Source organism: Streptomyces sp. NPDC030798, assembly GCF_055572275.1.
In genome coordinates, this window is the sequence record NZ_JBVIDR010000004.1 from 142,469 (window position 1) to 166,988 (window position 24,520).

23 protein-coding genes and 1 riboswitch are annotated in these 24,520 nt (G+C 72.7%); of the genes, 16 read left to right on the plus strand and 7 right to left on the minus strand.

The genetic code is table 11. The features are described from left to right. The first annotated feature begins 63 nt into the window (after window positions 1–63). From ACZ404_RS11330 to ACZ404_RS11345, 4 genes are all read left to right on the plus strand, one after another. Window positions 64–1,458 carry a M16 family metallopeptidase gene (locus tag ACZ404_RS11330; RefSeq protein WP_468438396.1) on the plus strand — a complete coding sequence of 465 codons (1,395 nt, stop codon included), beginning with the start codon at window positions 64–66 and terminating at the stop codon, window positions 1,456–1,458. Then, entirely contained in the window at window positions 1,455–2,843 is a 1,389-nt protein-coding gene (locus ACZ404_RS11335; RefSeq protein ID WP_468438398.1) for a M16 family metallopeptidase, read from the plus strand. Before ACZ404_RS11330 ends, ACZ404_RS11335 begins: the two co-directional genes overlap by 4 nt. Before the next feature lie 248 nt (window positions 2,844–3,091). Then, a riboswitch (cyclic di-AMP (ydaO/yuaA leader) is annotated at window positions 3,092–3,255 on the plus strand. A gap of 12 nt (window positions 3,256–3,267) precedes the next feature. Continuing rightward, the gene (locus ACZ404_RS11340; RefSeq protein WP_468438401.1) at window positions 3,268–4,023 is read left to right on the plus strand and encodes a M23 family metallopeptidase; all 756 of its coding nucleotides are present in this window, start codon (window positions 3,268–3,270) and stop codon (window positions 4,021–4,023) included. A 198-nt stretch (window positions 4,024–4,221) separates the two neighbouring features. After that, window positions 4,222–4,917: a GntR family transcriptional regulator gene (locus ACZ404_RS11345; RefSeq protein WP_468438403.1), complete on the plus strand. Its 696-nt coding sequence runs from the start codon at window positions 4,222–4,224 to the stop codon at window positions 4,915–4,917. 154 nt (window positions 4,918–5,071) lie between these two features. Here the strand turns inward: ACZ404_RS11345 and ACZ404_RS11350 are convergent, their stop codons facing one another. Next, window positions 5,072–5,353 (minus strand): HPr family phosphocarrier protein, encoded by a 282-nt coding sequence (locus ACZ404_RS11350; protein ID WP_014675499.1) that lies wholly within the window; start codon window positions 5,351–5,353, stop codon window positions 5,072–5,074. Between the two features lie 177 nt (window positions 5,354–5,530). Between ACZ404_RS11350 and ACZ404_RS11355 the strand changes: the two genes are divergently transcribed. The 5 genes from ACZ404_RS11355 to ACZ404_RS11375 all read left to right on the plus strand — a co-directional run bounded on the left by ACZ404_RS11355 (window position 5,531) and on the right by ACZ404_RS11375 (window position 11,055). Further along, entirely contained in the window at window positions 5,531–8,356 is a 2,826-nt protein-coding gene (locus ACZ404_RS11355; RefSeq protein ID WP_468438406.1) for a bifunctional acetate--CoA ligase family protein/GNAT family N-acetyltransferase, read from the plus strand. Window positions 8,357–8,375: 19 nt separating this feature from the next. Next, complete coding sequence (locus ACZ404_RS11360) at window positions 8,376–8,549, plus strand: hypothetical protein (RefSeq protein WP_468438408.1); 174 nt, start codon at window positions 8,376–8,378, stop codon at window positions 8,547–8,549. A gap of 1 nt (window position 8,550) precedes the next feature. Then, window positions 8,551–9,147 carry a DUF5998 family protein gene (locus tag ACZ404_RS11365; protein ID WP_468438410.1) on the plus strand — a complete coding sequence of 199 codons (597 nt, stop codon included), beginning with the start codon at window positions 8,551–8,553 and terminating at the stop codon, window positions 9,145–9,147. Next, the gene (locus ACZ404_RS11370; protein WP_468438413.1) at window positions 9,147–10,343 is read left to right on the plus strand and encodes an alkaline phosphatase family protein; all 1,197 of its coding nucleotides are present in this window, start codon (window positions 9,147–9,149) and stop codon (window positions 10,341–10,343) included. Before ACZ404_RS11365 ends, ACZ404_RS11370 begins: the two co-directional genes overlap by 1 nt. Window positions 10,344–10,404: 61 nt before the next feature. Continuing rightward, a complete protein-coding gene (locus ACZ404_RS11375; RefSeq protein ID WP_468438415.1) occupies window positions 10,405–11,055 on the plus strand; it encodes a thymidine kinase in 651 nt (216 codons plus the stop codon). 15 nt (window positions 11,056–11,070) lie between these two features. Here ACZ404_RS11375 and ACZ404_RS11380 read toward each other — a convergent pair whose 3' ends face one another. Then, window positions 11,071–11,862 carry a VOC family protein gene (locus tag ACZ404_RS11380; protein WP_468438417.1) on the minus strand — a complete coding sequence of 264 codons (792 nt, stop codon included), beginning with the start codon at window positions 11,860–11,862 and terminating at the stop codon, window positions 11,071–11,073. Between the two features lie 320 nt (window positions 11,863–12,182). Here ACZ404_RS11380 and ACZ404_RS11385 point away from each other — a divergent pair, with 320 nt between their 5' ends. After that, the gene (locus ACZ404_RS11385; RefSeq protein ID WP_468438419.1) at window positions 12,183–13,034 is read left to right on the plus strand and encodes a sulfurtransferase; all 852 of its coding nucleotides are present in this window, start codon (window positions 12,183–12,185) and stop codon (window positions 13,032–13,034) included. Between the two features lie 79 nt (window positions 13,035–13,113). On the opposite strand, the gene sepH is transcribed toward ACZ404_RS11385, so the two are convergent. From sepH to ACZ404_RS11400, 3 genes are all read right to left on the minus strand, one after another. Beyond that, window positions 13,114–14,154 carry a septation protein SepH gene (gene sepH, locus ACZ404_RS11390; RefSeq protein WP_468438421.1) on the minus strand — a complete coding sequence of 347 codons (1,041 nt, stop codon included), beginning with the start codon at window positions 14,152–14,154 and terminating at the stop codon, window positions 13,114–13,116. Between the two features lie 422 nt (window positions 14,155–14,576). Further along, on the minus strand, window positions 14,577–15,896 hold the full coding sequence (locus tag ACZ404_RS11395; RefSeq protein WP_468438423.1) for a D-arabinono-1,4-lactone oxidase: 1,320 nt from the start codon (window positions 15,894–15,896) through the stop codon (window positions 14,577–14,579). Next, window positions 15,856–17,094, minus strand: a complete 1,239-nt coding sequence (locus ACZ404_RS11400; RefSeq protein WP_468438425.1) for an MFS transporter — start codon at window positions 17,092–17,094, stop codon at window positions 15,856–15,858. The genes ACZ404_RS11395 and ACZ404_RS11400 overlap by 41 nt, the downstream gene beginning before the upstream one ends. Window positions 17,095–17,773: 679 nt before the next feature. Between ACZ404_RS11400 and ACZ404_RS11405 the strand changes: the two genes are divergently transcribed. Both ACZ404_RS11405 and ACZ404_RS11410 read left to right on the plus strand, forming a co-directional pair. After that, complete coding sequence (locus ACZ404_RS11405) at window positions 17,774–18,901, plus strand: ferrochelatase (RefSeq protein ID WP_468438427.1); 1,128 nt, start codon at window positions 17,774–17,776, stop codon at window positions 18,899–18,901. Window positions 18,902–18,909: 8 nt separating this feature from the next. Beyond that, the gene (locus tag ACZ404_RS11410) at window positions 18,910–19,725 is read left to right on the plus strand and encodes an inositol monophosphatase family protein (protein ID WP_468438429.1); all 816 of its coding nucleotides are present in this window, start codon (window positions 18,910–18,912) and stop codon (window positions 19,723–19,725) included. A 91-nt stretch (window positions 19,726–19,816) separates the two neighbouring features. Here the strand turns inward: ACZ404_RS11410 and ACZ404_RS11415 are convergent, their stop codons facing one another. Beyond that, a complete protein-coding gene (locus ACZ404_RS11415; RefSeq protein ID WP_199843157.1) occupies window positions 19,817–19,990 on the minus strand; it encodes a hypothetical protein in 174 nt (57 codons plus the stop codon). A gap of 414 nt (window positions 19,991–20,404) precedes the next feature. Here ACZ404_RS11415 and ACZ404_RS11420 point away from each other — a divergent pair, with 414 nt between their 5' ends. The 4 genes from ACZ404_RS11420 (at window position 20,405) to ACZ404_RS11435 (ending at window position 23,971) form a co-directional block, all read left to right on the plus strand. Then, window positions 20,405–21,058 carry a response regulator transcription factor gene (locus ACZ404_RS11420; RefSeq protein WP_003993508.1) on the plus strand — a complete coding sequence of 218 codons (654 nt, stop codon included), beginning with the start codon at window positions 20,405–20,407 and terminating at the stop codon, window positions 21,056–21,058. Between the two features lie 6 nt (window positions 21,059–21,064). After that, window positions 21,065–22,321, plus strand: a complete 1,257-nt coding sequence (locus ACZ404_RS11425) for a sensor histidine kinase (RefSeq protein WP_468438431.1) — start codon at window positions 21,065–21,067, stop codon at window positions 22,319–22,321. A 392-nt stretch (window positions 22,322–22,713) separates the two neighbouring features. Further along, window positions 22,714–23,010 carry a DUF4193 domain-containing protein gene (locus ACZ404_RS11430; protein ID WP_005481602.1) on the plus strand — a complete coding sequence of 99 codons (297 nt, stop codon included), beginning with the start codon at window positions 22,714–22,716 and terminating at the stop codon, window positions 23,008–23,010. Between the two features lie 13 nt (window positions 23,011–23,023). Continuing rightward, window positions 23,024–23,971, plus strand: a complete 948-nt coding sequence (locus ACZ404_RS11435) for a hypothetical protein (RefSeq protein ID WP_468438433.1) — start codon at window positions 23,024–23,026, stop codon at window positions 23,969–23,971. A gap of 6 nt (window positions 23,972–23,977) precedes the next feature. Here ACZ404_RS11435 and ACZ404_RS11440 read toward each other — a convergent pair whose 3' ends face one another. Beyond that, window positions 23,978–24,442, minus strand: coding sequence for a DUF3093 domain-containing protein (locus tag ACZ404_RS11440; RefSeq protein WP_468438435.1), 465 nt, complete (start codon window positions 24,440–24,442; stop codon window positions 23,978–23,980). Window positions 24,443–24,520 lie beyond the last annotated feature (78 nt).

The window sequence follows — 24,520 nt, forward strand, 5'->3', positions numbered from 1 at the left end:
GTGGCAGGAACGGCAGGAAGACCGCGGTTTCTCTCGACCGCGTGCGCTCGCGAAGGGACGTACATGCCCATGGGTCACACGACCACAGCCGAGGCAGGCTCCGGGGGCCTGACAGCGACCGAGCACCGCCTGGCCAACGGTCTGCGCGTGGTGCTCTCCGAGGACCACCTGACCCCGGTGGCGGCGGTCTGCCTCTGGTACGACGTCGGCTCCCGCCACGAAGTCAAGGGGCGTACCGGTCTGGCTCACCTTTTCGAGCACTTGATGTTCCAGGGCTCGGGCCAGGTGAAGGGCAACGGCCACTTCGAGCTGGTGCAGGGCGCCGGCGGCTCGCTCAACGGCACGACCAGCTTCGAACGCACCAACTACTTCGAGACCATGCCCGCCCACCAGCTGGAGCTCGCCCTCTGGCTGGAGGCCGACCGGATGGGCTCGCTGCTGGCCGCCCTGGACGACGAGTCCATGGAGAACCAGCGGGACGTGGTGAAGAACGAGCGCCGCCAGCGCTACGACAACGTGCCCTACGGCACCGCCTTCGAGAAGCTGACCGCCCTCGCCTACCCGGAGGGCCACCCCTACCACCACACGCCGATCGGCTCGATGACGGACCTGGACGCGGCCACCCTGGAGGACGCCCGCCAGTTCTTCCGCACCTACTACGCGCCCAACAACGCGGTGCTCTCCGTGGTCGGCGACATCGACCCGGCCCAGACCCTCGCCTGGGTCGAGAAGTACTTCGGTTCGATCCCGTCCCACGACGGCAAGCCCACGCCCCGCGACGGCTCGCTGCCGGAGACCATCGGCGAGCAGCTGCGCGAGGTCGTCGTCGAGGAGGTCCCGGCGCGCGCCCTGATGGCCGCCTACCGGCTGCCGCACGACGGCACGCGCGCGTGCGACGCGGCCGACCTGGCCCTGACGGTCCTCGGCGGCGGCGAGTCCTCCCGGCTGTACAACCGGCTGGTGCGCCGCGACCGTACGGCCGTCACGGCCGGCTTCGGCCTGCTGCGGCTGGCCGGCGCGCCCTCGCTCGGCTGGCTGGACGTGAAGACCTCCGGGGACGTCGAGGTGCCGGTCATCGAGACCGCGATCGACGAGGAGCTGGCCCGGTTCGCCGAGGAGGGCCCCACGCCCGAGGAGATGGAGCGCGCCCAGGCCCAGTTGGAGCGCGAATGGCTGGACCGGCTCGGCACGGTCGCCGGCCGCGCCGACGAACTGTGCCGGTACGCCGTGCTGTTCGGCGACCCCCAGCTCGCCCTCACCGCCGTCCAGCGCGTCCTGGAGGTGACCCCGGAGGAGGTCCAGGCGGTCGCCCAGGCCCGCCTGCGCCCCGACAACCGCGCGGTCCTCGTCTACGAGCCGAAGTCCCCGGAGACCGCGCAGGACGCCGACGTGCCCGAGGACCCCGAGCAGGAAGCGACCGTAGAGGCCGGTAACGAGAACGAGGAGACGGCCAAGTGACCGAGCTCGCCACCATGGACTTCCACCCCCAGCCGCAGCCCGGCGAGGCCAGGCCGTGGGCGTTCCCGGCCCCCGAGCGCGGCACGCTGGACAACGGTCTGACCGTGCTGCGCTGCCACCGCCCCGGCCAGCAGGTCGTCGCCGTCGAGGTGCTGCTGGACGCCCCCCTGGACGCCGAGCCGGCCGGCCTGGACGGCGTCGCCACGATCATGGCGCGGGCCTTCTCCGAGGGCACCGACAAGCACTCCGCCGAGGAGTTCGCCGCCGAGCTGGAGCGGGCCGGCGCCACGCTCGACGCGCACGCCGACCACCCCGGCGTCCGCCTCAGCCTGGAGGTGCCCGCCTCGCGCCTGGCCAAGGGCCTCGGCCTGCTCGCCGACGCGCTGCGCGCGCCCGCCTTCGCCGAGAGCGAGGTCGAGCGGCTGGTCCGCAACCGCCTGGACGAGATCCCGCACGAGCTGGCCAACCCCTCCCGCCGGGCCGCCAAGGAACTCTCCAAGGAGCTGTTCCCGGCGACCGCGCGCATGTCGCGCCCGCGCCAGGGCACCGAGGAGACGGTCGAGAAGATCGACGCGGCCGCCGTACGGGCCTTCTACGACCGCCATGTGCGGCCCGCCACCGCCACCGTGGTCGTCGTCGGCGACCTCACCGGCACCGACCTGGACGCGCTGCTCGGCGACACCCTGGGCGCCTGGACCGGCACCCCGGGCCGGCCGCGGCCGGTGCCGCCGGTGACCGCCGACGACACCGGGCGCGTGGTCATCGTCGACCGGCCCGGCGCGGTGCAGACGCAGCTGCTCATCGGTCGCATCGGTCCCGACCGGCACGACCGTGTGTGGCCCGCGCAGGTGCTCGGCACCTACTGCCTCGGCGGCACCCTCACCTCCCGCCTGGACCGCGTCCTGCGCGAGGAGAAGGGCTACACCTACGGCGTGCGCTCCTTCGGGCAGGTCCTGCGCTCCTCCCCGGAGGGCACCGGCGCCGCGATGCTCGCCATCAGCGGCTCCGTGGACACCCCGAACACCGGCCCCGCGCTCGAGGACCTGTGGACGGTGCTGCGCACGCTGGCGGCGGACGGCCTGACGGACGCCGAGCGGGACGTCGCCGTGCAGAACCTCGTCGGGGTGGCGCCGCTGAAGTACGAGACCGCGGCGGCCGTCGCGAGCACCCTGGCCGAACAGGTCGAGCAGCACCTGCCCGACGACTTCCAGGCGACGCTGTATCAGCAGCTCGCCGCCACGGGCACGGTGGAGGCCACCGCGGCGGTCATCAACGCCTTCCCGGTGGACCGCCTGGTGACCGTCCTCGTCGGCGACGCGGCCCAGATCAAGGCACCCGTCGAGGCGCTCGGCATCGGCGAAGTCACCGTGGTGGCCGCCGAGTAGCACCCGAGGAGAGCCGCACGCGCGTGGGGCCCTGACGTCCGACGGACCGTCAGGGCCCCTTGCGTTGCCCGGCAGCGGGTGGAGGCGGCCGGTGAACGGCACCTCCAAGATGTCCGGATTGGGGCGGAGGCTGCCTGTCTGGCCTGTGGGATGCGCTACAAAACCCCGGTTCCGTTTGAGGATCGAAAGCCGGGCCGCTTAGCGTCTTCCGGGCTGTTCGTCAGGCAGTGCGCCGCACCCGCGGCACCGGACAGCCATCGCCGAGTCCCCGTACGGCGCGAGCCAGGGGAGCCGGGGACCCAACGCAGTCCCTGGGGTGAATCGGACGCCCGCGCGCGAGCGAGGGGGTCCGTAGGAGACCTTCCTGCTCCGAACCCGTCAGCTAACCCGGTAGGCGAGAGGGAAGGAAAGGACGAGCCACTACATGGCGTTCATGTGCGCCACCGGGAAGCACCGCAGGCCCGGCCGGGTCAAGCGCACCACCGCTCAGGCGGCCGGTGTCGCGGCCCTCACCACCACCGGTGTCCTCGGCACCCTCGCGGCCACCCCGGCGCTCGCCGCGGAGAGCCCCGTCGAGCAGACCGGCCTCACCCCGGTCATCACCGTGAGCGACGACGTCGCGGCCCAGATCGACGCGCAGGCCGCCGTCCAGCGGGAAGCCGCCGAGCAGAAGGCGGCCGAGGAGGCCGCGGCCAAGGCGGCCGCCGAGCGGGCCGAGCAGGCGCGCCAGGCCAAGGCGCGCGCCGCCCGGGAGGCCGAGCGCAAGCGCCTGAACGCCTTCGTCGCCCCGATCGCGCACTCGTACGTCTCCACGGGCTACATGGCCAGCAGTTCCCTGTGGTCCTCCGGCTCGCACACCGGCATCGACTTCCACGCCGCCAGCGGGACCCCGGTCCACGCGGTCGGCTCCGGGACGGTCGTCTCCACCGGCTGGGGCGGCGCGTACGGCAACCAGATCGTGATCCGGATGGCCGACGGCATGTACACGCAGTACGGCCACCTGTCGTCGATCGGCGTCACCGTGGGCCAGAAGGTCACCCCGGGCCAGCAGATCGGCCTGTCCGGCGCGACCGGCAACGTCACCGGCCCGCATCTGCACTTCGAGGCCCGTACGTCCCCGGACTACGGCTCGGACGTCGACCCCGTCGCCTACCTCCGCAAGCACGGCGTGGACGTCTGACGCCGCGCCCCGCGACATCGAAAGCCCCGGCTCACCGAGCCGGGGCTTTCGCCGTTTTTCGCGCCGCCTGCCGCATCCGCTGTCCAAAAAATATCCATGGATTCCGGCCCGCCGTCGGAAATTCCGGCTCATTGCAATAGAGTCACGGAACACGCGTCCATCGTCGACGTTTCACGGGGATTAAGGCGGAGGTCGGTCATGCGTATTCCGGCGCACTCGGTGTGCACGGCGATCCGGGACGACATCGTGGCCGGTGTCCACGAGCGCGGCAGCCGCCTCACCGAGGAAGTCCTCGCCCGCCGCTACGGCGTCTCGCGCGTCCCCGTCCGCGAGGCCCTGCGCACCCTGGAGGCGGAGGGCTTCGTGGTGACCCGGCGGCACGCGGGCGCGTGCGTGGCCGAGCCGACCGAGCAGGAGGCCGCCGACCTGCTGGAGATGCGCATGCTGCTGGAGCCGCTCGGCGCCTCCCGGGCCGCACAGCGGCGCACCGAGGCCCATCTGAAGGTGCTGCGCGGCCTGGTCAGGCTGGGCCAGGAGCGGGCCCGCCGGGGCGGCAGCGAGGATCTGCGCTCGCTGGGCGGCTGGTTCCACGAGACGCTCGCCCAGGCCTGCGGCAGTCCCTCGCTGACCTCGATGCTCACCCAGTTGCGGCACAAGATCGCCTGGATGTACGCGGTGGAGGCGCCGCCGAGTCCGGTGGAGTCCTGGGCGGAGCACGGGGCGATCGTGGACGCGGTGGCGCGCGGCGACGGGGAGCGTGCGCGGGCGCTCACGGCGCTGCACGGCGAGCGCGCGACGGCCGCGCACCGGTTGCGCTTTTCCGGCGGCCGGGACCGGGCGGACCGTGTGAGAACTTCGCAACATGCTGTAAACATCTTGGGCCGGCGCCATTAACACGGGCGCCGTATACAAAGAAGAGTAATTCGGGGAGGGGTATTTCTGCTGCCCGGATTTCCGGGCACCCGGAATTACCGAGAGAACGGCGGAGCCGCGCCGCCCCCGAAAGGGCGACGCGGCTCCTGTCCTTCGCGCTGCTTCGAACCGGCTCTCAGACCGTCTCGGGCAGTTCCTCGAGGCCCTCGGAGACCAGCTTGGCCAGCCGGTCCAGGGCGGCGTCCGCGCCCTCGGCGTCGGAGGCGAGGACGATCTCCTCGCCACCCTGGGCACCCAGGCCCAGGACAGCCAGCATGGAGGCCGCGTTGACGGGGTTGCCCCCGGCCTTGGCGATCGTCACCGGGACGCCTGCGGCCGTGGCGGCTCGGACGAAGATGGAGGCGGGGCGGGCGTGGAGGCCCTCGGCCCAGCCGACGTTGACGCGGCGCTCAGCCATGTGTTGCTGCCCTTCGGTGTTCAGGGTTGTCTAGACCAGTTTCCCATACCGTGAAGCGTGCCCGGAGCGGTCCTCTCGTCCCGCCCCGGTGTGTCGTCGGACCGCGGCCTCGGCCCGACGCCGTCCTCCACAGACTGCCCTGCGCCGTTGTCGGACGCTAGCCGTACTCTGGGCCCCATGCAGAGCCCGGCGGACCGGCAGGACCGGCACGAGTACCCCGCCCACTGGGAGGCGGACGTGGTGCTGCGCGACGGGGGCACCGCGCGCATCCGGCCCATCACCGTTGATGACGCCGACCGCCTGGTCAGCTTCTACGAGCAGGTCTCGGACGAGTCGAAGTACTACCGCTTCTTCGCGCCGTACCCGCGCCTGTCCGCCAAGGACGTCCACCGCTTCACGCACCACGACTTTGTGGACCGGGTGGGGCTCGCGGCCACGATCGGCGGCGAGTTCATCGCCACCGTACGCTACGACCGCATCGGCGCCGACGGCATGCCCGCCTCCGCTCCGGCCGACGAGGCGGAGGTCGCCTTCCTCGTCCAGGACGCCCACCAGGGCCGCGGAGTCGCCTCCGCCCTCCTGGAACACATCGCGGCCGTCGCGCGCGAGCGGGGCATCCGCCGTTTCGCCGCCGAGGTGCTGCCCGCCAACACCAAGATGATCAAGGTGTTCACGGACGCCGGGTACACCCAGAAGCGCAGCTTCGAGGACGGAGTCGTCCGCCTGGAGTTCGACCTCGAGCCCACCGACCGCTCGCTCGCCGTCCAGCGCGCGCGGGAGCAGCGCGCCGAGGCCCGTTCGGTACGGCGACTGCTGGTCCCCGGCTCGGTCGCGGTCGTCGGTGTCGGCCGCGCGAGCGGCGGAGTCGGCCGCAGCGTCCTCGGCAACATCCGGGACGCCGGCTACCCCGGCGGGCTGCACGCCGTGAACAGGGCCTTCCCCGAGGGTCTGACGGAGGTCGACGGGGTGCCGGCGCACCGCTCGGTGCGCGACATCGACGGCCCGGTGGACCTCGCCGTCGTCGCCGTACCGGCCGAGCACGTGCCCGCGGTGGTCGCGGAGTGCGGCGAGCACGGGGTCCAGGGGCTCGTCGTGCTGTCCGCCGGGTACGCCGAGAGCGGGCCCGAGGGGCGCGAGCGGCAGCGGGCCCTCGTGCGGCAGGCACGCGCGTACGGCATGCGGATCATCGGCCCGAACGCCTTCGGCGTCATCAACACCGCGCCCGGCGTCCGGCTCAACGCCTCCCTGGCCCCGGAGATGCCCCGCCCCGGCCGCATCGGGATCTTCGCCCAGTCCGGGGCCATCGGCATCGCCCTGCTGTCCCGGCTGCACCGGCGCGGGGGAGGGGTCACCGGCGTCACGGGCGTGTCCACCTTCGTCTCCTCCGGGAACCGGGCCGACGTCTCCGGCAACGACGTCATCCAGTACTGGTACGACGACCCGGAGACCGACGTCGTCCTCATGTACCTCGAGTCCATCGGCAACCCGCGCAAGTTCACCCGGCTGGCGCGCCGCACGGCCGCCGCCAAGCCGCTGGTGGTGGTGCAGGGCGCCGGATCGGCACCCCAGGGGCACACCGTACGGGCGACGCGGCTGCCCCACGCGACCGTGTCCGCGCTGCTCCGGCAGGCCGGGGTGATCCGGGTCGACACCATCACCGAACTCGTCGACGCGGGCCTCCTGCTCGCCCGGCAGCCGCTGCCGGCGGGGCCTCGGGTGGCGATCCTCGGCAACTCCGAGTCGCTGGGGATGCTGACGTACGACCGCTGCCTCGCGGAGGGGCTGCGGCCGTCCCGTCCGCTGGACCTGACGACGGGGGCGACGGCGGAGGACTTCCACCGGGCGCTGCGCGCGGCGCTGGCGGAGGAGACGAACGACGCGGTCGTCGTTACGGCGATCCCGGCGATCGGGGAAGGGTCGCCGGGGGACGCGGAACTGGCGGAGGCGCTGCGCTCGGCGGCGGCCGCCGTGCCGGGCAAGCCGGTGCTGGTGGTGCATGTGGAGCTCGGGGGACTGGCCCGGGCGCTGTCGGCGGCGGCGAGCACAGCACCGCAGGCGGCCGACAGGGCACCTGGCGGACAAGGTGCTGCCCACCCTGTGGAACAGCCGCCCACCGCGGTCGTGGCCCCACCCGAAGGCACCTACCTCATCCCCGCCTACCCCGCCGCCGAGCGCGCCGTCCGGGCCCTCGCCGAAGCCGTGAAGTACGCGCAGTGGCGCCGGGAGGCCGTCGATCCCGGGAAGGTGCCGGAGTACGACGACATCGACGAGAAGGGGGCCGCGCGGCTGATCGGGGAGCTGCTCGCGCGCGGGGAAGGGCTCACGATCTCGGACGCGGAGACCTGCGAGCTGCTCGGCAAGTACGGCATCCAGGCGCGGCGGGCCCTCCCCGCGCCCACCCCCGACGCCGCCGCCGAGGCCGCCCACACCCTCGGCTACCCGGTCGCCCTCAAGGCCACCGCCCCGCACCTCAGGCACCGAGCCGACCTGGGCGGCGTACGGCTGGACCTCGCCGACGAGGAGCAACTGCGCCGGGCGTACGCCGAGTTGAGCGAGCTGTTCGGGCCGCCGGAGGAACTGCGGCCGGTGGTGCAGGGCATGGCGCCGCGCGGGGTCGACACGGTCGTACGGGCGGTGATCGACCCGGCGGCCGGGGCCGTGCTGTCCTTCGGCCTCGCCGGGGCCGCCTCGCAACTGCTGGAGGACACGGCGCACCGGCTGGTCCCGGTCACCGACCGGGAGGCGGCCTCGCTGGTGCGGTCCATCCGGACGGCGCCGCTGCTGTTCGGCTGGCGCGGGTCCACGCCCGTGGACACCCCGGCGCTGGAGGAGTTGCTGCTGCGGGTGTCCCGGCTGGTGGACGACCATCCCGAGGTCGTCGCCGTCACCCTGGAGCCGGTCGTCGTCGCCCCCAAGGGCGTGAGCGTCCTCGGCGCCACGGTACGGCTCGCGCCCCCGCCGGCCCGCGACGACCTCGGCCCGCGCACGATGCCGGCCTACTGAGCGGCGAGGGGGGGACGACATGAAGATCGCCGGCCATCAGCTGCCCGAGGGCGCCTGGCGCGACGGGGAGATCCGCGCCCGGAACGCCGCGGAGCTGTGGGGCGGCGACCTGCTCCCCGAACACCCGCATCCCCCTGCGGAGGCGGTTTTCGGTGCTTTCGACTGGCCCGGACCCCCCTTGCCCACGGATTAGGATGGACGCCATGGCCAAGACCAGTACGACGACCCAGGGGCTGCGCACGGCGATCGAGCGCAGTGGCTACTACCCGGCCCTCGTGGCCGAGGCGGTGGAGGCCGCTGTGGGCGGCGAGCCCATCCGGTCGTACCTGGTCCACCAGGAGACGACGTTCGACCAGAACGAGGTGCGCCGGCACGTCACCGTCCTGGTCCTCACCGGCAACCGCTTCATCGTCAGCCACACCGACGAGCAGGCCGCCGACAGCACCTCCCCGACGCCGTACGCCACGACGTCCACGGAGTCCGTCAAGCTCGGCCGGATCTCCTCCGTGGTGGTCAGCCGGGTCGTCGCGAACCCGGAGCAGTACGTGCCGGGCACGCCGCCCCGCGAGGTCGTGCTGACCATCGGCTGGGGCGCGGTCAACCGCATCGACCTCGAGCCCGCCGCCTGCGGCGACCCCAACTGCGACGCCGACCACGGCTACACGGGCAACTCCACGGCGGACGATCTCAGCCTCCGCGTCAGCGAGGCCGGGGACGGTCCGGAGACGGTGCGCCAGGCGCTCGCCTTCGCGCAGGCCATCTCCGAGGCGACCGCGGACGCCACGCGCTGATGGCCCAGCCCACGTCCTGGGACCACCCGGAACCCCTCGCCCTCGGCACCGCGCCGCTGCCCGAGTACGGCACCGGCTCCCTCGCCGACCTGCTGCCCACCCTCGCGGCCGGCCTCGGCGTCCCCGGCACGACGCCGGCGATCACGGAGCTGACCCCCGCCGACCGGGTCTGCGTCTTCCTGGTCGACGGGCTCGGCTGGGATCAGCTGCGCGCCCACCCCGACGAGGCCCCCTTCCTGACCTCGCTGCTCGGCAGCTCCCGCGGCGGCACCGGACGTCCGCTCACCGCCGGCTACCCGGCGACCACCGCGACCTCCCTGGCCTCCGTCGGCACCGGCCTGCCCCCGGGCGCCCACGGTCTGCCCGGCTACACGGTCCGCAACCCGGCCACCGGCGAACTGATGAACCAGCTCCGCTGGCACCCGTACACCGAACCACGGCCCTGGCAGCCGTACCCCACGATCTTCCAGCTGGCCCACGACGCCGGGGTGCACACCGCCCAGGTCTCCTCGCCCGCCTTCGAGCACACCCCGCTGACCAAGGTCGCCCTCAGCGGCGGCACCTTCCACGGGCGGCTGTCCGGCGAGGAGCGCATGGACCTCGCGGCCGAGCAGCTCGCCGCCGGGGACCGCTCCCTGGTGTACACGTACTACGCCGAGCTGGACGGCTCCGGGCACCGCTACGGCGTCGCCTCCGACACCTGGCGCGGCCAGCTCATGCACGTCGACCGGCTCGCCCAGCGCCTGGCCGAACAGCTTCCGCCGCGCAGCGCGCTGTACGTCACCGCCGACCACGGCATGGTCGACATCCCGTTCGACGAGCAGCACCGCATCGACTTCGACGAGGACTGGGAGCTGCGCGCCGGCGTCGCCCTGCTCGGCGGCGAGGGCCGGGCGCGGCACGTGTACGCGGTGCCGGGCGCCGAGAACGACGTGCTGACCGTCTGGCGGGAAGTGCTCGGGGAGCAGTTCTGGGTGGCCTCGCGGGAGGAGGCGCTCGCGGCGGGCTGGTTCGGGCGGCCCGGCGCCTGCGACGAGCGCGTGTACGCGCGCCTCGGAGACGTGATCGCGGCGGCGCACGACGACGTCCTGATCATCGCCTCCGAGCGGGAGCCCAAGGAGTCCGCGCTGGTCGGCAACCACGGCTCGATGACCCCCGCCGAGCAGCTGGTGCCGCTGCTCGAAGTACGCTCCTGACACCCCTGCCCCCCTGCCTCCCCGCCTCCTGCCATCCTTGCCGAAAGGTGCTCGACTCCTCATGCCCGAGCTGGTGTTCTTCTCCGGAACGATGGACTGCGGGAAGTCCACGCTGGCTCTGCAGATAGAGCACAACCGCTCCGCGCGCGGCCTCGTCGGCATGATCTTCACCCGTGACGACCGCGCGGGCGAGGGCAAGCTCTCCTCCCGGCTGGGCCTGGTCACCGACGCGGTGGAGGTCGAGGACGGCCAGGACCTGTACGCCTCCATCGTCGAACACCTCTCCCAGGGCGGCCGCGCGGACTACGTCATCGCCGACGAGGCGCAGTTCCTCGCGCCCGAGCAGATCGACCAGCTCGCGCGCGTGGTGGACGACCTCGGGGTGGACGTCTACGCCTTCGGCATCACCACCGACTTCCGCTCCAAGCTCTTCCCGGGCTCCCAGCGGCTGGTGGAGCTGGCCGACCGCATCGAGGTGCTCCAGGTCGAGGCGCTGTGCTGGTGCGGCGCCCGCGCCACGCACAACGCCCGGACGATAGGCGGCGTGATGGTGGTCGAGGGCGCCCAGGTGGTCGTCGGCGACGTCAACCACTCCGCGGGCGAGGTCGGCTACGAGGTCCTGTGCCGCCGCCACCACCGTCGCCGCATGACCGCCGCGACGGCCCGCGCGGCGGCCCTGTCCCCGGACGTGCTGCCGGTGTCACCCGCCTGAGCCCCGGCGAGCGGCTCAGGTCGGGTTCTGGATCACCGAGAAGACCGCCCCCTCCGGGTCCGCCACCGTCGCCACACGGCCGTGCGGGCTGTCGTGGGCCGGCCTGAGCACCTGGCCGCCGAGGCCGGCGACCTGACGCAGCGTCTCGTCCGCGTCGGCGACCTCGAAGTACGTCAGCCAGTGCGATCCCCGGTCCAGGGGCAGCGCGTGGCCCACCCCGTGCAGTCCGGCCACCGGGCGGCCGTCGAGGGTCAGGGTGACGTAGTCGAAGTCGGCGGAGACGACCGGTTCCTCGTCGTAGCCGAACACGGTTTCGTAGAACTTGGCGACGCTCTCGGTCTCGTAGGTGAGCAGCTCGTTCCAGGCCGGGGTGCCCGGGACGCCGCTGACCGCGGTGCCGAGGCGGGCCGCGCCCTGCCAGATGCCGAACACCGCTCCCGAGGGGTCGGAGGCGATGGCCAGCCGCCCGGCGTCGGCCGCGTCCAGCGGTCCCACCGCCACCGTGCCGCCGCACAGCCGCACCTGGTCGGCCGTGCTGTCCACGTCGTCCGAGGCGAAGTAGGGCGTCCAGGCGATCGGCAGCCGGTTCTCGGGCGGCAACTGGCCCATGCCCGCGACCTCCTGCCCGCCGAGCAGCGCCCGCACATAGGGCCCGAGCTGCTGCGGGCCGGGCCGGAACTCCCAGCCGAACAGCGCCTCGTAGAACTCCTCCGTCGCGGCCAGCCCGTGCGCCATCAGGCTCACCCAGCAGGGCGTGCCGGGCGCGGTCCGCGCGCGTGGACCGGCCGACTCCCGTGCCTCGGTCATCGATCACTCTCTCCCCGGCCCTCGTGGTGGCCGTGTCGCTTCCGCTCCCCGGAAGGGGTGTGCCGCCGGCGCGTGCACGCCCGTGCCGGTACCCCGCATCCTGCGCGGTCCCTCCTGTGCGGTCCCGCGCCGCCGCGCGGCGGTGTCTCCCGGAGAATGCCCGGTCTGCCGTCGTGCGCCGCTTCCAGGCGATGGCCGGCGGGTGTCCGCCGGCTGTACAGGGTGTGCCCGATCCCCTACACCTCGTGATCGAGCCTGTCCGGCGGGCAGAGTAGCCGTACCTGGACTCCGCGGCCACCCCTGGCGTAAGGATGGACGCCATGACAGCCATCATCACCGCATCCGAACTCGCCGCCGAGCTGGCCGGCGAGCACCCGCCCGTCGTGCTGGACGTGCGCTGGCAGCTGAGCGTGGCCAAGGCGGCGGGCGCCCCGGCCTTCGACGGCCGGGCCGAGTACGCGGCCGGGCACGTCCCCGGCGCGGTCTTCGTCGACCTGGACCGGGAGCTGGCCTCGGCCCCCGGGGAGCACGGCCGTCACCCGCTGCCCGACCTCGCGGAGTTCGGCGCGGCCATGCGCCGCGCGGGCGTGTCGGCCGGCCGGCCGGTCGTCGTCTACGACGGCGGGCAGGGCTGGGCGGCCGCGCGCGCGTGGTGGCTGCTGCGCTGGACGGGTCACCCGGACGTGCGGGTGCTCGACGGCGGGTTGCCGTCGTGGCAGGGCACGTTGACGACCGACGTGCCGGACCCGGCCGAGGGCGACTTCGAGCCGGCGCCCGCCGCGGCCGGGTTGCTCGACGCCGACGCGGCCGCCGGCCTCGCCCGCTCGGGTGTACTGCTGGACGCGCGCGCGGGGGAGCGGTACCGCGGCGAGGTCGAGCCGATCGACCGGGTCGGCGGGCACATCCCGGGCGCGGTGTCGGCGCCGACGACCGAGAACGTGGGTCCCGACGGCCGGTTCCTGCCCGCTGAGGAGCTGAGGGACCGCTTCAAGGCCCTCGGGGTGTCCGAGGGGGACGAGGTGGGCGTGTACTGCGGTTCGGGCGTCTCCGGGGCGCACGAGGTGCTCGCCCTGGCGGTGGCGGGCATTCCTGCGGCCCTGTACGTGGGTTCGTGGTCGGAGTGGTCCTCGGACCCGTCCCGGCCGGTCGCGGTGGGGCCGGACCCGCAGTAGGCGGGCAGCGACGCCAGAGGCGGGGTCACGCGTGTGTGACCCCGCCTCATACGGCCGTACGGCCCGTTTGCCGCTGCCTCTACTCCTGCTTCTTGCGCCGGGTTCCGAACACGATCTCGTCCCAGCTCGGCACCGCGGCGCGGCGGCCGGGACGGACACCGTCGGCCTCGGCCTGACGGTCGGTGGCGCCGATCAGCCGGTCGCGGTGGCTGCCCACCGAGCGCGGCATGAGGACGTCCGCGTACGCCGAGCCGGCCGATGCCGCGGGCGCCGGGGGCTCCTCCGCCGCCGGCTCCTCGGCGGGCTCCTCCGAGCTCTCCGAGGGGCGCTCCGGGACCACCAGGTCGCCGCGGAAGCTCGGCACCGCCTCCAGCAGGCTGGTCAGCGAGTCGCGTTCGCCCGTGCTCTCCTCGGCGGGCTCCGACGACTGCGCCGGCAGGCTCGGCCGCTCCCGGTCGCCCCGGTCCAGCGCGCGGTCCATCGAACGGTCGCGCGGCAGCCGGGCGATGCGCGGCACGAACGGGAAACTCGGCTCCGGCACGGCGAGGTCGTCGGACTCGCCGATCAGGGAGCGCGCCTCGTCGTCCACCGCCTGGACGAGCCGCCGGGGCGGGTCGTAGGTCCAGCTCGCCGAGTGCGGTTCGCCCGCGACCCGGTAGACGAGCATGACCTCCCAGGTGCCGTCGTCGCGGCGCCAGGAGTCCCACTGCACGGTGTCCTTCTCGGCGCCGCGCAGCAGCAGCCGTTCCTGGACGGCCTCGCCGAGCAGCGGGCCGGAGTTCTCGCCGGGGCGGCGGACCGGGGTCTTGCGGGCCCGCTCGGCCATGAAGGCACGCTCGGCCAGCACCGGTCCCTCGAAGCGCCGTACCCGGTCGACCGGGATGCCGGCCAGCTGGGCGACCTCCTCGGCGGTGGCACCGGCTCGTATCCGCGCCTGGATGTCACGGGGGCGGAGATGGCTCTCCACCTCGATCTCGATCTGTCCGAGACGGGGCCGGTCGCCTCGCACGGCGGCACGCAGCCGTTCGTCGATCGGAAGCGTGTACTCCGTGGAGTCGGCAGCCTTCAGCACCAGCCGTGTGCCGTCATTCGAGACGGCCACGACACGCAGTTCGGGCATGGGGACCTCCCGGGTGGTGCCTGCCGACGTCACGTGCGTCGCTGCTTCCGCTAGTCGAGTGTGGCCTGCCCGGGTGCAGCCTGCCACAACCTTGCCGAGTTGCCCGGCGTGTCGGGCGCGGGCCCTGGACCGCCGTTATGGCACGGTTACCTGTTCGCAACTCTCAGTGACGAATTTCGTCACCCTGCGCAACTAGCCCCCTCCCGGCGGTCCTGCAAGGCCCCGGACACCCTGGTGGGAGACCGGACCCAGGGCTCGCAACAGTACTCCATTTGGACCATGTGCGTGGATGGGCGCGCCGCCCAACTTCTCGCAAGGGTCGCGACTTGGCCGCTCCGCAAGCGGAATCCGTGATCGCGAAGGTGGCGAAGTTCACGCAATCCCCAGAAACGGAACGAATGGTTTCGAGACTCTGCGCCCCCCTACGCTCCCAGAACCCTCCGCAAGTAGTCGTTCTGGAACAGGCGTTCCGGGTCGAGGCGGTCGCGCAGGGCGGTGAACTCGCCGAAGCGCGGGTAGACCCCGGCGAAGTACTCCGCGTCCCGGGTGTGCACCTTGCCCCAGTGCGGCCGGCCCTCGTGGGCCGTGAAGATGCGCTCGGCGGCGGTGAAGTAGGCGTGGTACGGCGTGCCCCGGTACATGTGGACGGCGACGTAGGCGCTGTCCCGGCCGGAAGCGGTGGACAGGGTGATGTCGTCGGCCGGCGCGGTGCGCACCTCCACCGGGAAGCTGACGCGCAGTCCGGAGCGGTCGACCATGGCCTTGAGTTCGCGCAGCGTGTCGGTCAGCGCCGCGCGCGGTACGGCGTACTCCATCTCCACGAAGCGCACCCGGCGCGGTGAGGTGAAGACCTTGTAGGGGATGTCCGTGTACGTCCGCGCGGACAGGGCCCGGCTGGAGACACCGGCGATCGCGGGGATCGTCGCGGGCACCGCGCGCCCGACCCACTGGGCCACCTGGAAGACGCCGTTGGAGAGGAACTCGTCCTCGAACCAGCCGGCCAGCTGCCCGATCGGCTGCTCCGGGCCCGCGCTGCGGTTGTTGCGCTTGGTGTTGGTGCTTCCGGTGTGCGGGAACCAGTAGAACTCGAAGTGCTCGTTCTCCGCCCAGAGTTGGTCGAACTCGGCCAGCACCCGGTCGAAGGGCATCGGCTCCTCCCGCGCGGTGAGCAGGAACAGCGGCTCCACGGCGAAGGTGATCGCGGTGACGATGCCGAGCGCGCCGAGGCCGATGCGCGCCGCCGCGAAGACCTCCGGATTCTCCTTCTCCGAACAGGTGAGCACCGAGCCGTCCGCCGTGACCAGCTCGAGCCCCCTGATCTGGGCGGCGATCGAACCCGACTCCCGGCCCGTGCCGTGCGTGCCCGTGCTGGTCGCCCCGGAGACGGTCTGCTCCATGATGTCGCCCATGTTGGTGAGCGACAGACCCTCGCGCGCGAGGGCGGCGTTGAGTCTCTTGAGCGGGGTGCCGGCCTCCACCGTGACGGTCATGGCGTCCCGGTCGATGCCGCGGATACCGGTCAGCAGCTGAGGGCGGATCAACACACCGTCGGTGGCGGCTATGGACGTGAAGGAGTGCCCCGTGCCGACCGCCTTCACCTTCAGGCCGTCCTCGGCGGCCCGGCGCACCGCGGCGGCCAGCTCCTCCACCGAGGCAGGGGCGACCTGCCGGGCGGGGCGGGCGGAGACATTGCCGCCCCAGTTACGCCAGGTGCCGTTCTTCGCGCTCGCTGTGGTGCTCAACGGTGCCTCCCCGACCCGCGGCCGGCCTGCGGAGCCGGCGGTACCCGAGAAAACCGACCGCGACCGCGACGGCTCCGGACACGGCCGGAACCCCGTACCCGGCCCGCGCCCCGGCTGCGTCGATCACCCAGCCGGCCACGGAAGAGCCGAGCGCGACCCCGACCGCGAGGCCGGTGCTCACCCAGGTCATGCCCTCGGTGAGCCGCGCGCGAGGTACGTGCTCTTCGATGAGGGACATCGTGGTGACCATCGTCGGCGCGACGGACAGCCCCGCAACGAACAGCGACACGGCCAGAAGCGGCAAGTTTCCGACCAGTAGGAGGGGGATCATACTCACGGCCATGGCTGCCACGCCCAGTAGCCAACGACGTTCCGGCGCACCGGAGACCCGCAGCAGACCGAAGATCACCCCGGCCAGGCAGGAACCGGCCGCGTACACGGCGAGCACCACGCTCGCGGCGCCCTTGTGGCCGCGCTCGTCGGCGAAGGCGACGGTCACCACGTCCACCGCGCCGAAGATCGCGCCGGTGGCCACGAACGTCGCCACCAGCACCTGGAGCCCGCGCGAGCGCAGCGCCGTACCGCCGCCGCGGCGCTCGCCCGGATGCGGCTCCGGCTCCGTGGCGCGCTGGGCGGTCAGCCAGAGGACACCGGCGGCCAGGAAGCAGGCGGCGAGCAGCGGGCCGGCCTCGGGGAACCAGGCCGTGGACAGGCCGATGGAGACGATCGGTCCGACGATGAAGCACACCTCGTCGACCACCGACTCGAACGAGTAGGCGGTGTGCAGCTGAGGAGTGCCCCGGTACAGCGCCGCCCAGCGGGCCCGGATCATCGCGCCGAGGCTCGGCACCGAGCCGGCCCCCGCCGCGCAGACGAACAGCACCCAGTCCGGCCCCCGCAGATGCGCGGTCAGCAGCAGCCCGCCGGCCGCCGCGAGGGCCACCAGGGTCGCCGGGCGCAGCATCCGGCGCTGACCGTACTGGTCCACCAGGCGGGAGACCTGCGGCCCGAGCACGGCGGCGGACAGCGCCATGGTGGCCGACAGCGCGCCCGCGAGGCCGTAGCGCCCGGTGAGCTGGGAGACCATCGTGACGACGCCGATGCCCATCATCGACAGCGGCATGCGGCCGATGAAGCCCGCGGCGGAGAAACCCTTGGTGCCGGGCGCGGCGAACAGGGCTCGGTAGGGGCTGGGCACGAGGTCTCCGGTGCGGGTGCGGTAAGGCGCGACGGGGGCGATACAGCTTACGAAGCGGGGCCCGACTCGCGCACCGGGATTACGAGGGTTTGGGGCGGCGGTGGTCGTGGGGGGCTGGGGGCCGTTGCGGGCTGGAGGGGCTGAGGTGAGCGCGACGGCTGGGGTGGCCGCGAGGGGCCGTGGCGGGCGTGTGCTGAAGCTGCGTCGGGGGTGCACCGCGGGGCCGTGGCGGGCGTGAGGGGCTGCGTCGGGTGCGCGCCGAGGCTGCGCCGGGGTGCACCGGGAGGCGTGCGGCGTGCGCGTAGGGCTGTCGCGGCAGCGCGCCGGAGCTGCCGCGTGCGCGGTGGCTGCGGGTGGGGGTTGGCCGGGGCTGCGGCGTGCGCGGACGCCGCGGCGGGGCTGTAGCGGGCGCGTGCGGCGAACGCGCGCAGGCGCTTTGCGGGGGCCCCGGGCTCCCGCGCGCTGTGGCTGTGGCGTGCCCGGGGTTGCGGCGTGCGCTGTGGGTGGCTGGGGCGCCCCCGGGGCTGCGCGCTGCGCGCTGCGCGCGGCTGCGGTGGGGGCTGTGTGCGACTGTCCGCTGTGGTGGGGTGGGCTGGGAGATACCGGTTTGAATCGTCTCGAAAGCGACTCTTCACCCCGTCGTTGTTCGGCTGTCAGCGCCGGGTGGGAGGATCGAGCCATGCCAGACGCGCTCGATGCCACCCCCTACGACGCCCTGCTCCTGCTCTCCTTCGGCGGTCCCGAAGGCCCGGACGACGTGGTCCCGTTCCTGGAGAACGTCACGCGCGGGCGCGGCATCCCCAAGGAACGCCTGAAGGAAGTCGGGCAGCACTACTTCCTGTTCGGCGGGGTCAGCCCCATCAACGACCAGAACCGCGCCCTGCTGGACGCCCTGCGCAAGGACTTCGCCGACCATGGCCTGAACCTGCCGGTGTACTGGGGCAACCGCAACTGGGCGCCGTACCTGACGGACACCCTGCGCGAGATGGCCGCCGACGGCCGCCGCCGCGTCCTGGTGCTCGCCACCAGCGCCTACGCGTCCTACTCGGGCTGCCGCCAGTACCGCGAGAACCTCGCCGACGCGCTCGCCGCGCTGCAGGCCGAGGGCCTCGAGCCGCCGAGGGTCGACAAGCTGCGGCACTACTTCAACCACCCCGGCTTCGTCGAACCCATGATTGACGGCGTGCTGCGGTCCCTGGCCGATCTGCCCGAGGACGTCCGCGACGGCGCGCACATCGCCTTCACCACCCACTCCATCCCGACGGCCGCCGCCGACACCTCCGGACCCGTCGAGGCCCACGGGGAGGGCGGCGCCTACGTCGAGCAGCACCTCGACGTGGCCCGGCTGATCGCCGACGCCGTCCGCGAGCGCACCGGCGTGGACCACCCCTGGCGGCTCGTCTACCAGTCCCGCTCCGGCGCCCCGCACATCCCCTGGCTGGAGCCGGACATCTGCGACCACCTCGAGGAGCGGCACGCCGCCGGCGTCCCGGCGGTCGTCATGGCGCCCATCGGCTTCGTCTCCGACCACATGGAGGTGCTCTACGACCTCGACACCGAGGCCACGGCCAAGGCCGGGGAGCTGGGGCTGCCGGTGCGGCGCTCGGCCACCGTCGGCGCCGACCCGCGGTTCGCGGCGGCGATCCGCGAACTGATCCTCGAGCGGGCCGCCGGGGAGCGCGGGCAGCAGGTCACGCCCTGCGCCCTGGGCGCGCTGGGGGCCAGCCACGACGTCTGCCCGGTCGGCTGCTGCCCGTCCCGTACGCCCCGGCCGGCCGCCGCCGGTGCCGACAGCCCCTACGCGTGAGGAGCCCCGTGACCGACGCCCTGCACCGGGACCTGCTGGGACTGGCCCGGGAGGCCGCCCGCCGTGCCGGAGAGCTGCTGCGGGACGGCCGTCCGGCCGACCTGGCGGTGGCGAGGACCAAGTCCAGCCCGATCGACGTCGTCACCGAGATGGACATCGCGGCGGAGAAGCTGATCACCGACCTGATCTCCGGGCAGCGTCCCGAGGACGGGTTCCTCGGCGAGGAGGGCGCCTCCTCCCCGGGCACGAGCGGCATCCGCTGGGTGATCGACCCGCTCGACGGCACGGTGAACTATCTCTACGGGCTGCCGACCTGGGCGGTGTCCATCGCCGCCGAGCAGGACGGGGAGACCGTCGTGGGTGTCGTCGCGGCGCCGATGCGCGGGGAGACGTACCACGCGGTGCGGGGCGGCGGGGCCTGGGCCACCGGGGCGTGGGAGGGCGAGCGGGCGCTGTCGTGCCGTCCCGCGCCGCCGCTGGAGGAGGCGCTGGTCTCCACCGGGTTCAACTACGTCGCCGAGGTGCGGGCGCACCAGGCGGAGGTGGCCGGCCGGCTCATCCCGCGCTTGCGGGACATCCGGCGCGGGGGGTCGGCGGCGGTCGACCTGTGCGATGTGGCCTGCGGCCGGCTGGACGGGTACTACGAGCGGGGGCTCAACGCGTGGGACGTGGCCGCCGGTGACCTGATCGCCCGTGAAGCGGGCGCCCTGACCGGCGGCCGCCCCGGAGAGCGCCCCTCCCGCGACCTGACGGTCGCCGGCACCCCGGGAGTCTTCGAACCCCTCCAGCGGCTCCTGGAGGACTTCGGCGCCTGGCACGACTGACCGGTCGAGCACGCCGGGAGGGACGGCCCCCGGACGCGAAGGGACCCCGGTGCTGGATTCACCGGGGTCCCTTCTGGCGGCCTCGGGCCGGTCAGACGCGTGACGCGCCGACTTCCACACCGTGTTCGGCGGCGAGGCGGCGCAGGTCGTCGAGCTCGCCCTGCTCCACCTCGACGAGGAAGTCGTCGCCCTCGTCACGAGCCCGCGACAGGTCGGACTCGGTCGCCCTTATGCGCTGCAGAAGTCCTGCGGTGAAAGCGTCCATGCTGCGCCCCCTCGTCCAGGGTCGGTGGGTCGGTGGCACGGGGGTGTGCCGTTCGGAAGGGGCGATCACGTCTCTCGCAGGTGCCCAGCGCTGCCCTGCTGGGCGGCGACGGTGCCGGACACCCGCGCCCACTCTGCGGAAGCGGATCGCGAGGTACCGCATGGTGCTGCGGCACATGCAGAGCGTGATCGCGGGGTGTACATGCCGTCCTCCCCCCACTCCCTCCCGCGGAAACCTCAACCGCCGGAGAAAATCTCGTATTCCCGCCCCAGGAGCCCGTCCTGTCCGGCCCGGAGGCCGCCTTACAGCCGACTTATGGTCGAAAAGGGCAGGATGGAGTCACATCCCACGGACACCCCTGCCCGCGCGCGCCCACGGGGCGCTACGCGGGTGGACACAGGAAGGACAAGCGACGTGCGCGTACTCGTCGTCGAGGACGAGCAACTGCTCGCCGATGCGGTGGCCACCGGACTGCGCCGGGAGGCCATGGCCGTCGACGTCGTGTACGACGGTGCGGCCGCCCTGGAGCGCATCGGCGTCAACGACTACGACGTGGTCGTCCTCGACCGCGACCTCCCGCTGGTGCACGGCGACGACGTCTGCCGCAAGATCGTCGAGCTGGGCATGCCCACTCGCGTGCTCATGCTCACCGCCTCCGGTGACGTCAGCGACCGCGTCGAGGGTCTGGAGATCGGTGCCGACGACTATCTCCCCAAGCCCTTCGCGTTCAGTGAGCTCATCGCGCGCGTGCGCGCCCTCGGACGCCGTACGAGCGTGCCCCTGCCGCCCGTCCTGGAGCGCGCCGGCATCAAGCTCGACCCCAACCGCCGCGAGGTGTTCCGCGACGGCAAGGAGGTCCAGCTGGCGCCGAAGGAGTTCGCCGTGCTGGAGGTGCTGATGCGCAGCGAGGGTGCGGTCGTCTCGGCGGAGCAGTTGCTGGAGAAGGCCTGGGACGAGAACACCGATCCGTTCACCAACGTGGTGCGCGTGACGGTCATGACGCTGCGCCGCAAGCTGGGCGAGCCGCCCGTGATCGTGACCGTGCCCGGCTCCGGCTACCGGATCTGATCCGCCGTGGCCTCGACTCCCACGCCGCCCCAGGCGCCACCGAAACCCACCTGGGACCCCCGCCGGCCCCAGCCCCCGTTCCCGTGGCTGCGGCCCACCATCCGGATACGGCTCACCCTGCTGTACGGCGGCATGTTCCTGATCGCCGGCATCCTGCTGCTGTCGATCATCTATCTGCTGGCCGCGCAGGCGATCAGCTCGGGCAACCAGCCGCTGTTCAAGATCGTCAGCCTCTCGCAGGGCTCGTTGCTCAAGGTCGCCAGCCCCAACTGCCCCGAGGTCAACGCGGCCAGTGTGCAGCTCCAGGACTTCAACGACGCGATCGCGCACTGCGTGGACCAGCAGCGTCAGACCGCCCTGGACAACCTCCTCAGCCGCTCCCTGCTGGCCCTGCTGGGTCTCGCGGTGATCGCCTTCGCGTTCGGCTACGCCATGGCCGGCCGCGTGCTCTCCCCGCTCGGCCGGATCACCCGCACCGCCCGCCAGGTCGCCGGCTCCGACCTGTCCCGCCGGATCGAGCTGGACGGCCCGGACGACGAGCTCAAGGAGCTCGCGGACACCTTCGACGACATGCTGGAGCGCCTGCAGCGGGCCTTCACCGCCCAGCAGCGTTTCGTCGGCAATGCCTCCCACGAGCTGCGCACCCCGCTGGCGATCAACAGGACGCTGCTCGAGGTCCACCTGTCCGATCCGCAGGCGCCCGTGGAGCTGCAGCAGCTCGGCAAGACCCTGCTGGCCACCAACGAGCGCAGCGAGCAGCTGGTGGAGGGCCTGCTGCTGCTCGCCCGAAGCGACAACCAGATCGTCGAGCGCAAGCCGGTCGACCTGGCGGAGGTGGCCACCCAGGCCATCGACCAGGTGCATGCCGAGGCCGAGGCCAGGGGCGTGAAGATCCGCGGCGAGCGCAAGCCCGCCGTGGTGCAGGGCAACGGCGTGCTGCTGGAGCGGATCGCGCTGAACCTGGTCCAGAACGCGGTGCGCTACAACGTGCCGGAGGACGGCTGGGTCGAGGTGAGTACGGAGGTGGAGCACGGGCAGGCGGTGCTGACGGTCACGAACACCGGGCCGGTGGTGCCGGCGTACGAGATCGACAATCTCTTCGAGCCCTTCAGACGGCTTCGTACGGACCGTACGGGCAGCGACAAGGGGGTGGGTCTCGGCCTGTCGATCGTGCGGTCCGTGGCCCGCGCGCACGGCGGCCACATCGTGGCCCAGCCCCGCGAGGGAGGTGGCCTGGTGATGCGTGTCACCCTGCCGCTGTGACAGAGGTCGACACACGCGGGGGATGTTCGCTTTGCGCGGAATTTTTTGACCGCCCCTCGCGGTTTGCCTTGTGTGATCAATCACATGGGCGGATTTCCGGCCATGTACTCTCCGTGATCATGACAGGGGCCGTAAAGCCGGGAAAATCCTTGTTTTCAGGGCTCTTGATCACGGGAAGTACACGGTGAGGCGCCTTTGAGGTGCGGCATTCGAACCGTGTACGGTCCTCACCGCCATCCAAGCCGATCACTCTTGAGAGGTCGGGTTGGGTGTCGATTGAGTAACAGACCTTGATGTGAGGCAAAATCTCCGCCTCAGGTCGGGCACAAGTCCGGCCTCTCACGCGTTACGTGCGCTGGAGACACCGCAGACACCCAGAGGGGGAGAGCGACATGGCAACCGATTACGACACTCCACGCAAGACCGACGACGACGTCGACTCGGACAGCCTTGAAGAGCTGAAGGCCCGCCGGAACGACAAGTCCACCTCCGCGGTGGACGTCGACGAGTTCGAGGCCGCCGAGGGCCTGGAGCTCCCGGGCGCCGACCTCTCGAACGAGGAGCTGGCCGTCCGTGTGCTGCCCAAGCAGCAGGACGAGTTCACCTGCATGAGCTGCTTCCTGGTGCACCACCGCAGCCAGCTGGCCCGGGAGAAGAACGGTCAGCCGATCTGCCGCGACTGCGACTGAGGACGGGTCGGCCGTGACTGGCTCGACCCCTCCACGGAAGCGCCGCTTCCCTCTGCCGGGAGCGGACAAGGGGCCGCACGACGGCCCGCACGGCGCGCGTGACGACGAGCGGGGCTCCCCCGGCGCGGGAGCCCCGCTCGAACCGGCGTCCGGCCCGGGCGGCCGGCCGGCGCCGGCACAGCAGCCCGCGCCCGTCGCCCGGCGACGGGCCGCGGTGATCCGCGAGCGCGCCCGGGAGATGGCCCGGGAAGGCGCCCGCAAGGGCGGCAGCCACGCCCGGGCGGGGCTGGGGTACCTCGCGGACCGCATCATCGAGATCGCCCCCCGTGTCCCCGTACGCGACCTCGCGACGCTGCGCGCGCAGTTCCCGGGACTCGGGCGCGAAGAACTCGCCGACAAGCTCGTCGCGGGCGCCGCGGCCGGGACCTCCACCGTCGGGGCCGGCATCGGCGGGATGGCGATGCTGCCCGTACCCCCGGCCATGCCGACCGAGCTGGCCGCCGAGATCGTCGGCGTCGCCGCGATCGAACTGAAGCTCATCGCCGAGCTGTACGAGGTGTACGGCGCACGCCCGCCGGGGAACCTCAAGGCCCGCAGCACCGCGTATCTGTCCTCCTGGTCGGGGCAGCGCGGCATCAACCTGCTCAAGCCGGCCACCGTCGACGCGGCCCTCGGCGGCCGGATGAAACGCGAACTGCGTCAGCAGATCATGAAACGCATGGTCCGCGACCTGCCCATCCTCATGCCCTTCATGGTGGGCGCGGCGGTCGGCGCGGCGCTCAACCGCAGGGACACCAGGAAACTCGCCGAGCGGATCAGAACCGACCTCCGCAAGGTCCAGGTGCCCTGGGACGAGCTGTCCGGGCTCCCGCCGCTGGAGAAGCCGGCGGACCCCCTCAAGCTCAGCGACCTCCCCGAAGAGCTCACCGAGGAGTCCGGGGACGACGAGTGGGGCGACTGACGCCGCTCAGGCCTGCGCGTCCCGCGCCGCCTCGATGGCCGCCGCCAGCTTCTCCGGCTCCCGCGTCGACAGGTACAGGTACGGCGTGGGGTCCTCGGGGTCCGTGACCTCCACCCGCAGAGCCGTCGGGATGTACGCGCGCAGCAGCAGGAACGCCCGGGTGTCGGCCTTGTACGTCCGCCAGGCGCGTGCCTCCTCCGGGTCCAGCACCTCCGACTTCCCGAGCGCCGACACCGGGATCTTCGCCTCGCCCGCGATCAGGGAGTCACCCACGATCCGGATGCGCTGCGAGCCGTAGGCACTGGCCACCACCGCGGCCGCGGCCGTACCGCCGACCAGGCCGCCGAGCATCGGCAGGGTGCCGAAGGGGAGCAGGACCAGGGCGAAGGAGACGCCCACGAGGAAGCTGATCAGCCACCAGGAGCGGGGGGCGGTGAGGCGTTCTTCGTAGGGGGTGGCGGAGATCTGCATGGAGCCAAGCTTGGCACGGTCGCGGGGGAGAGCCGGAGTCGGGGCGGCCGGCGCGAAGCGCCGACGGACAGGGCGGTG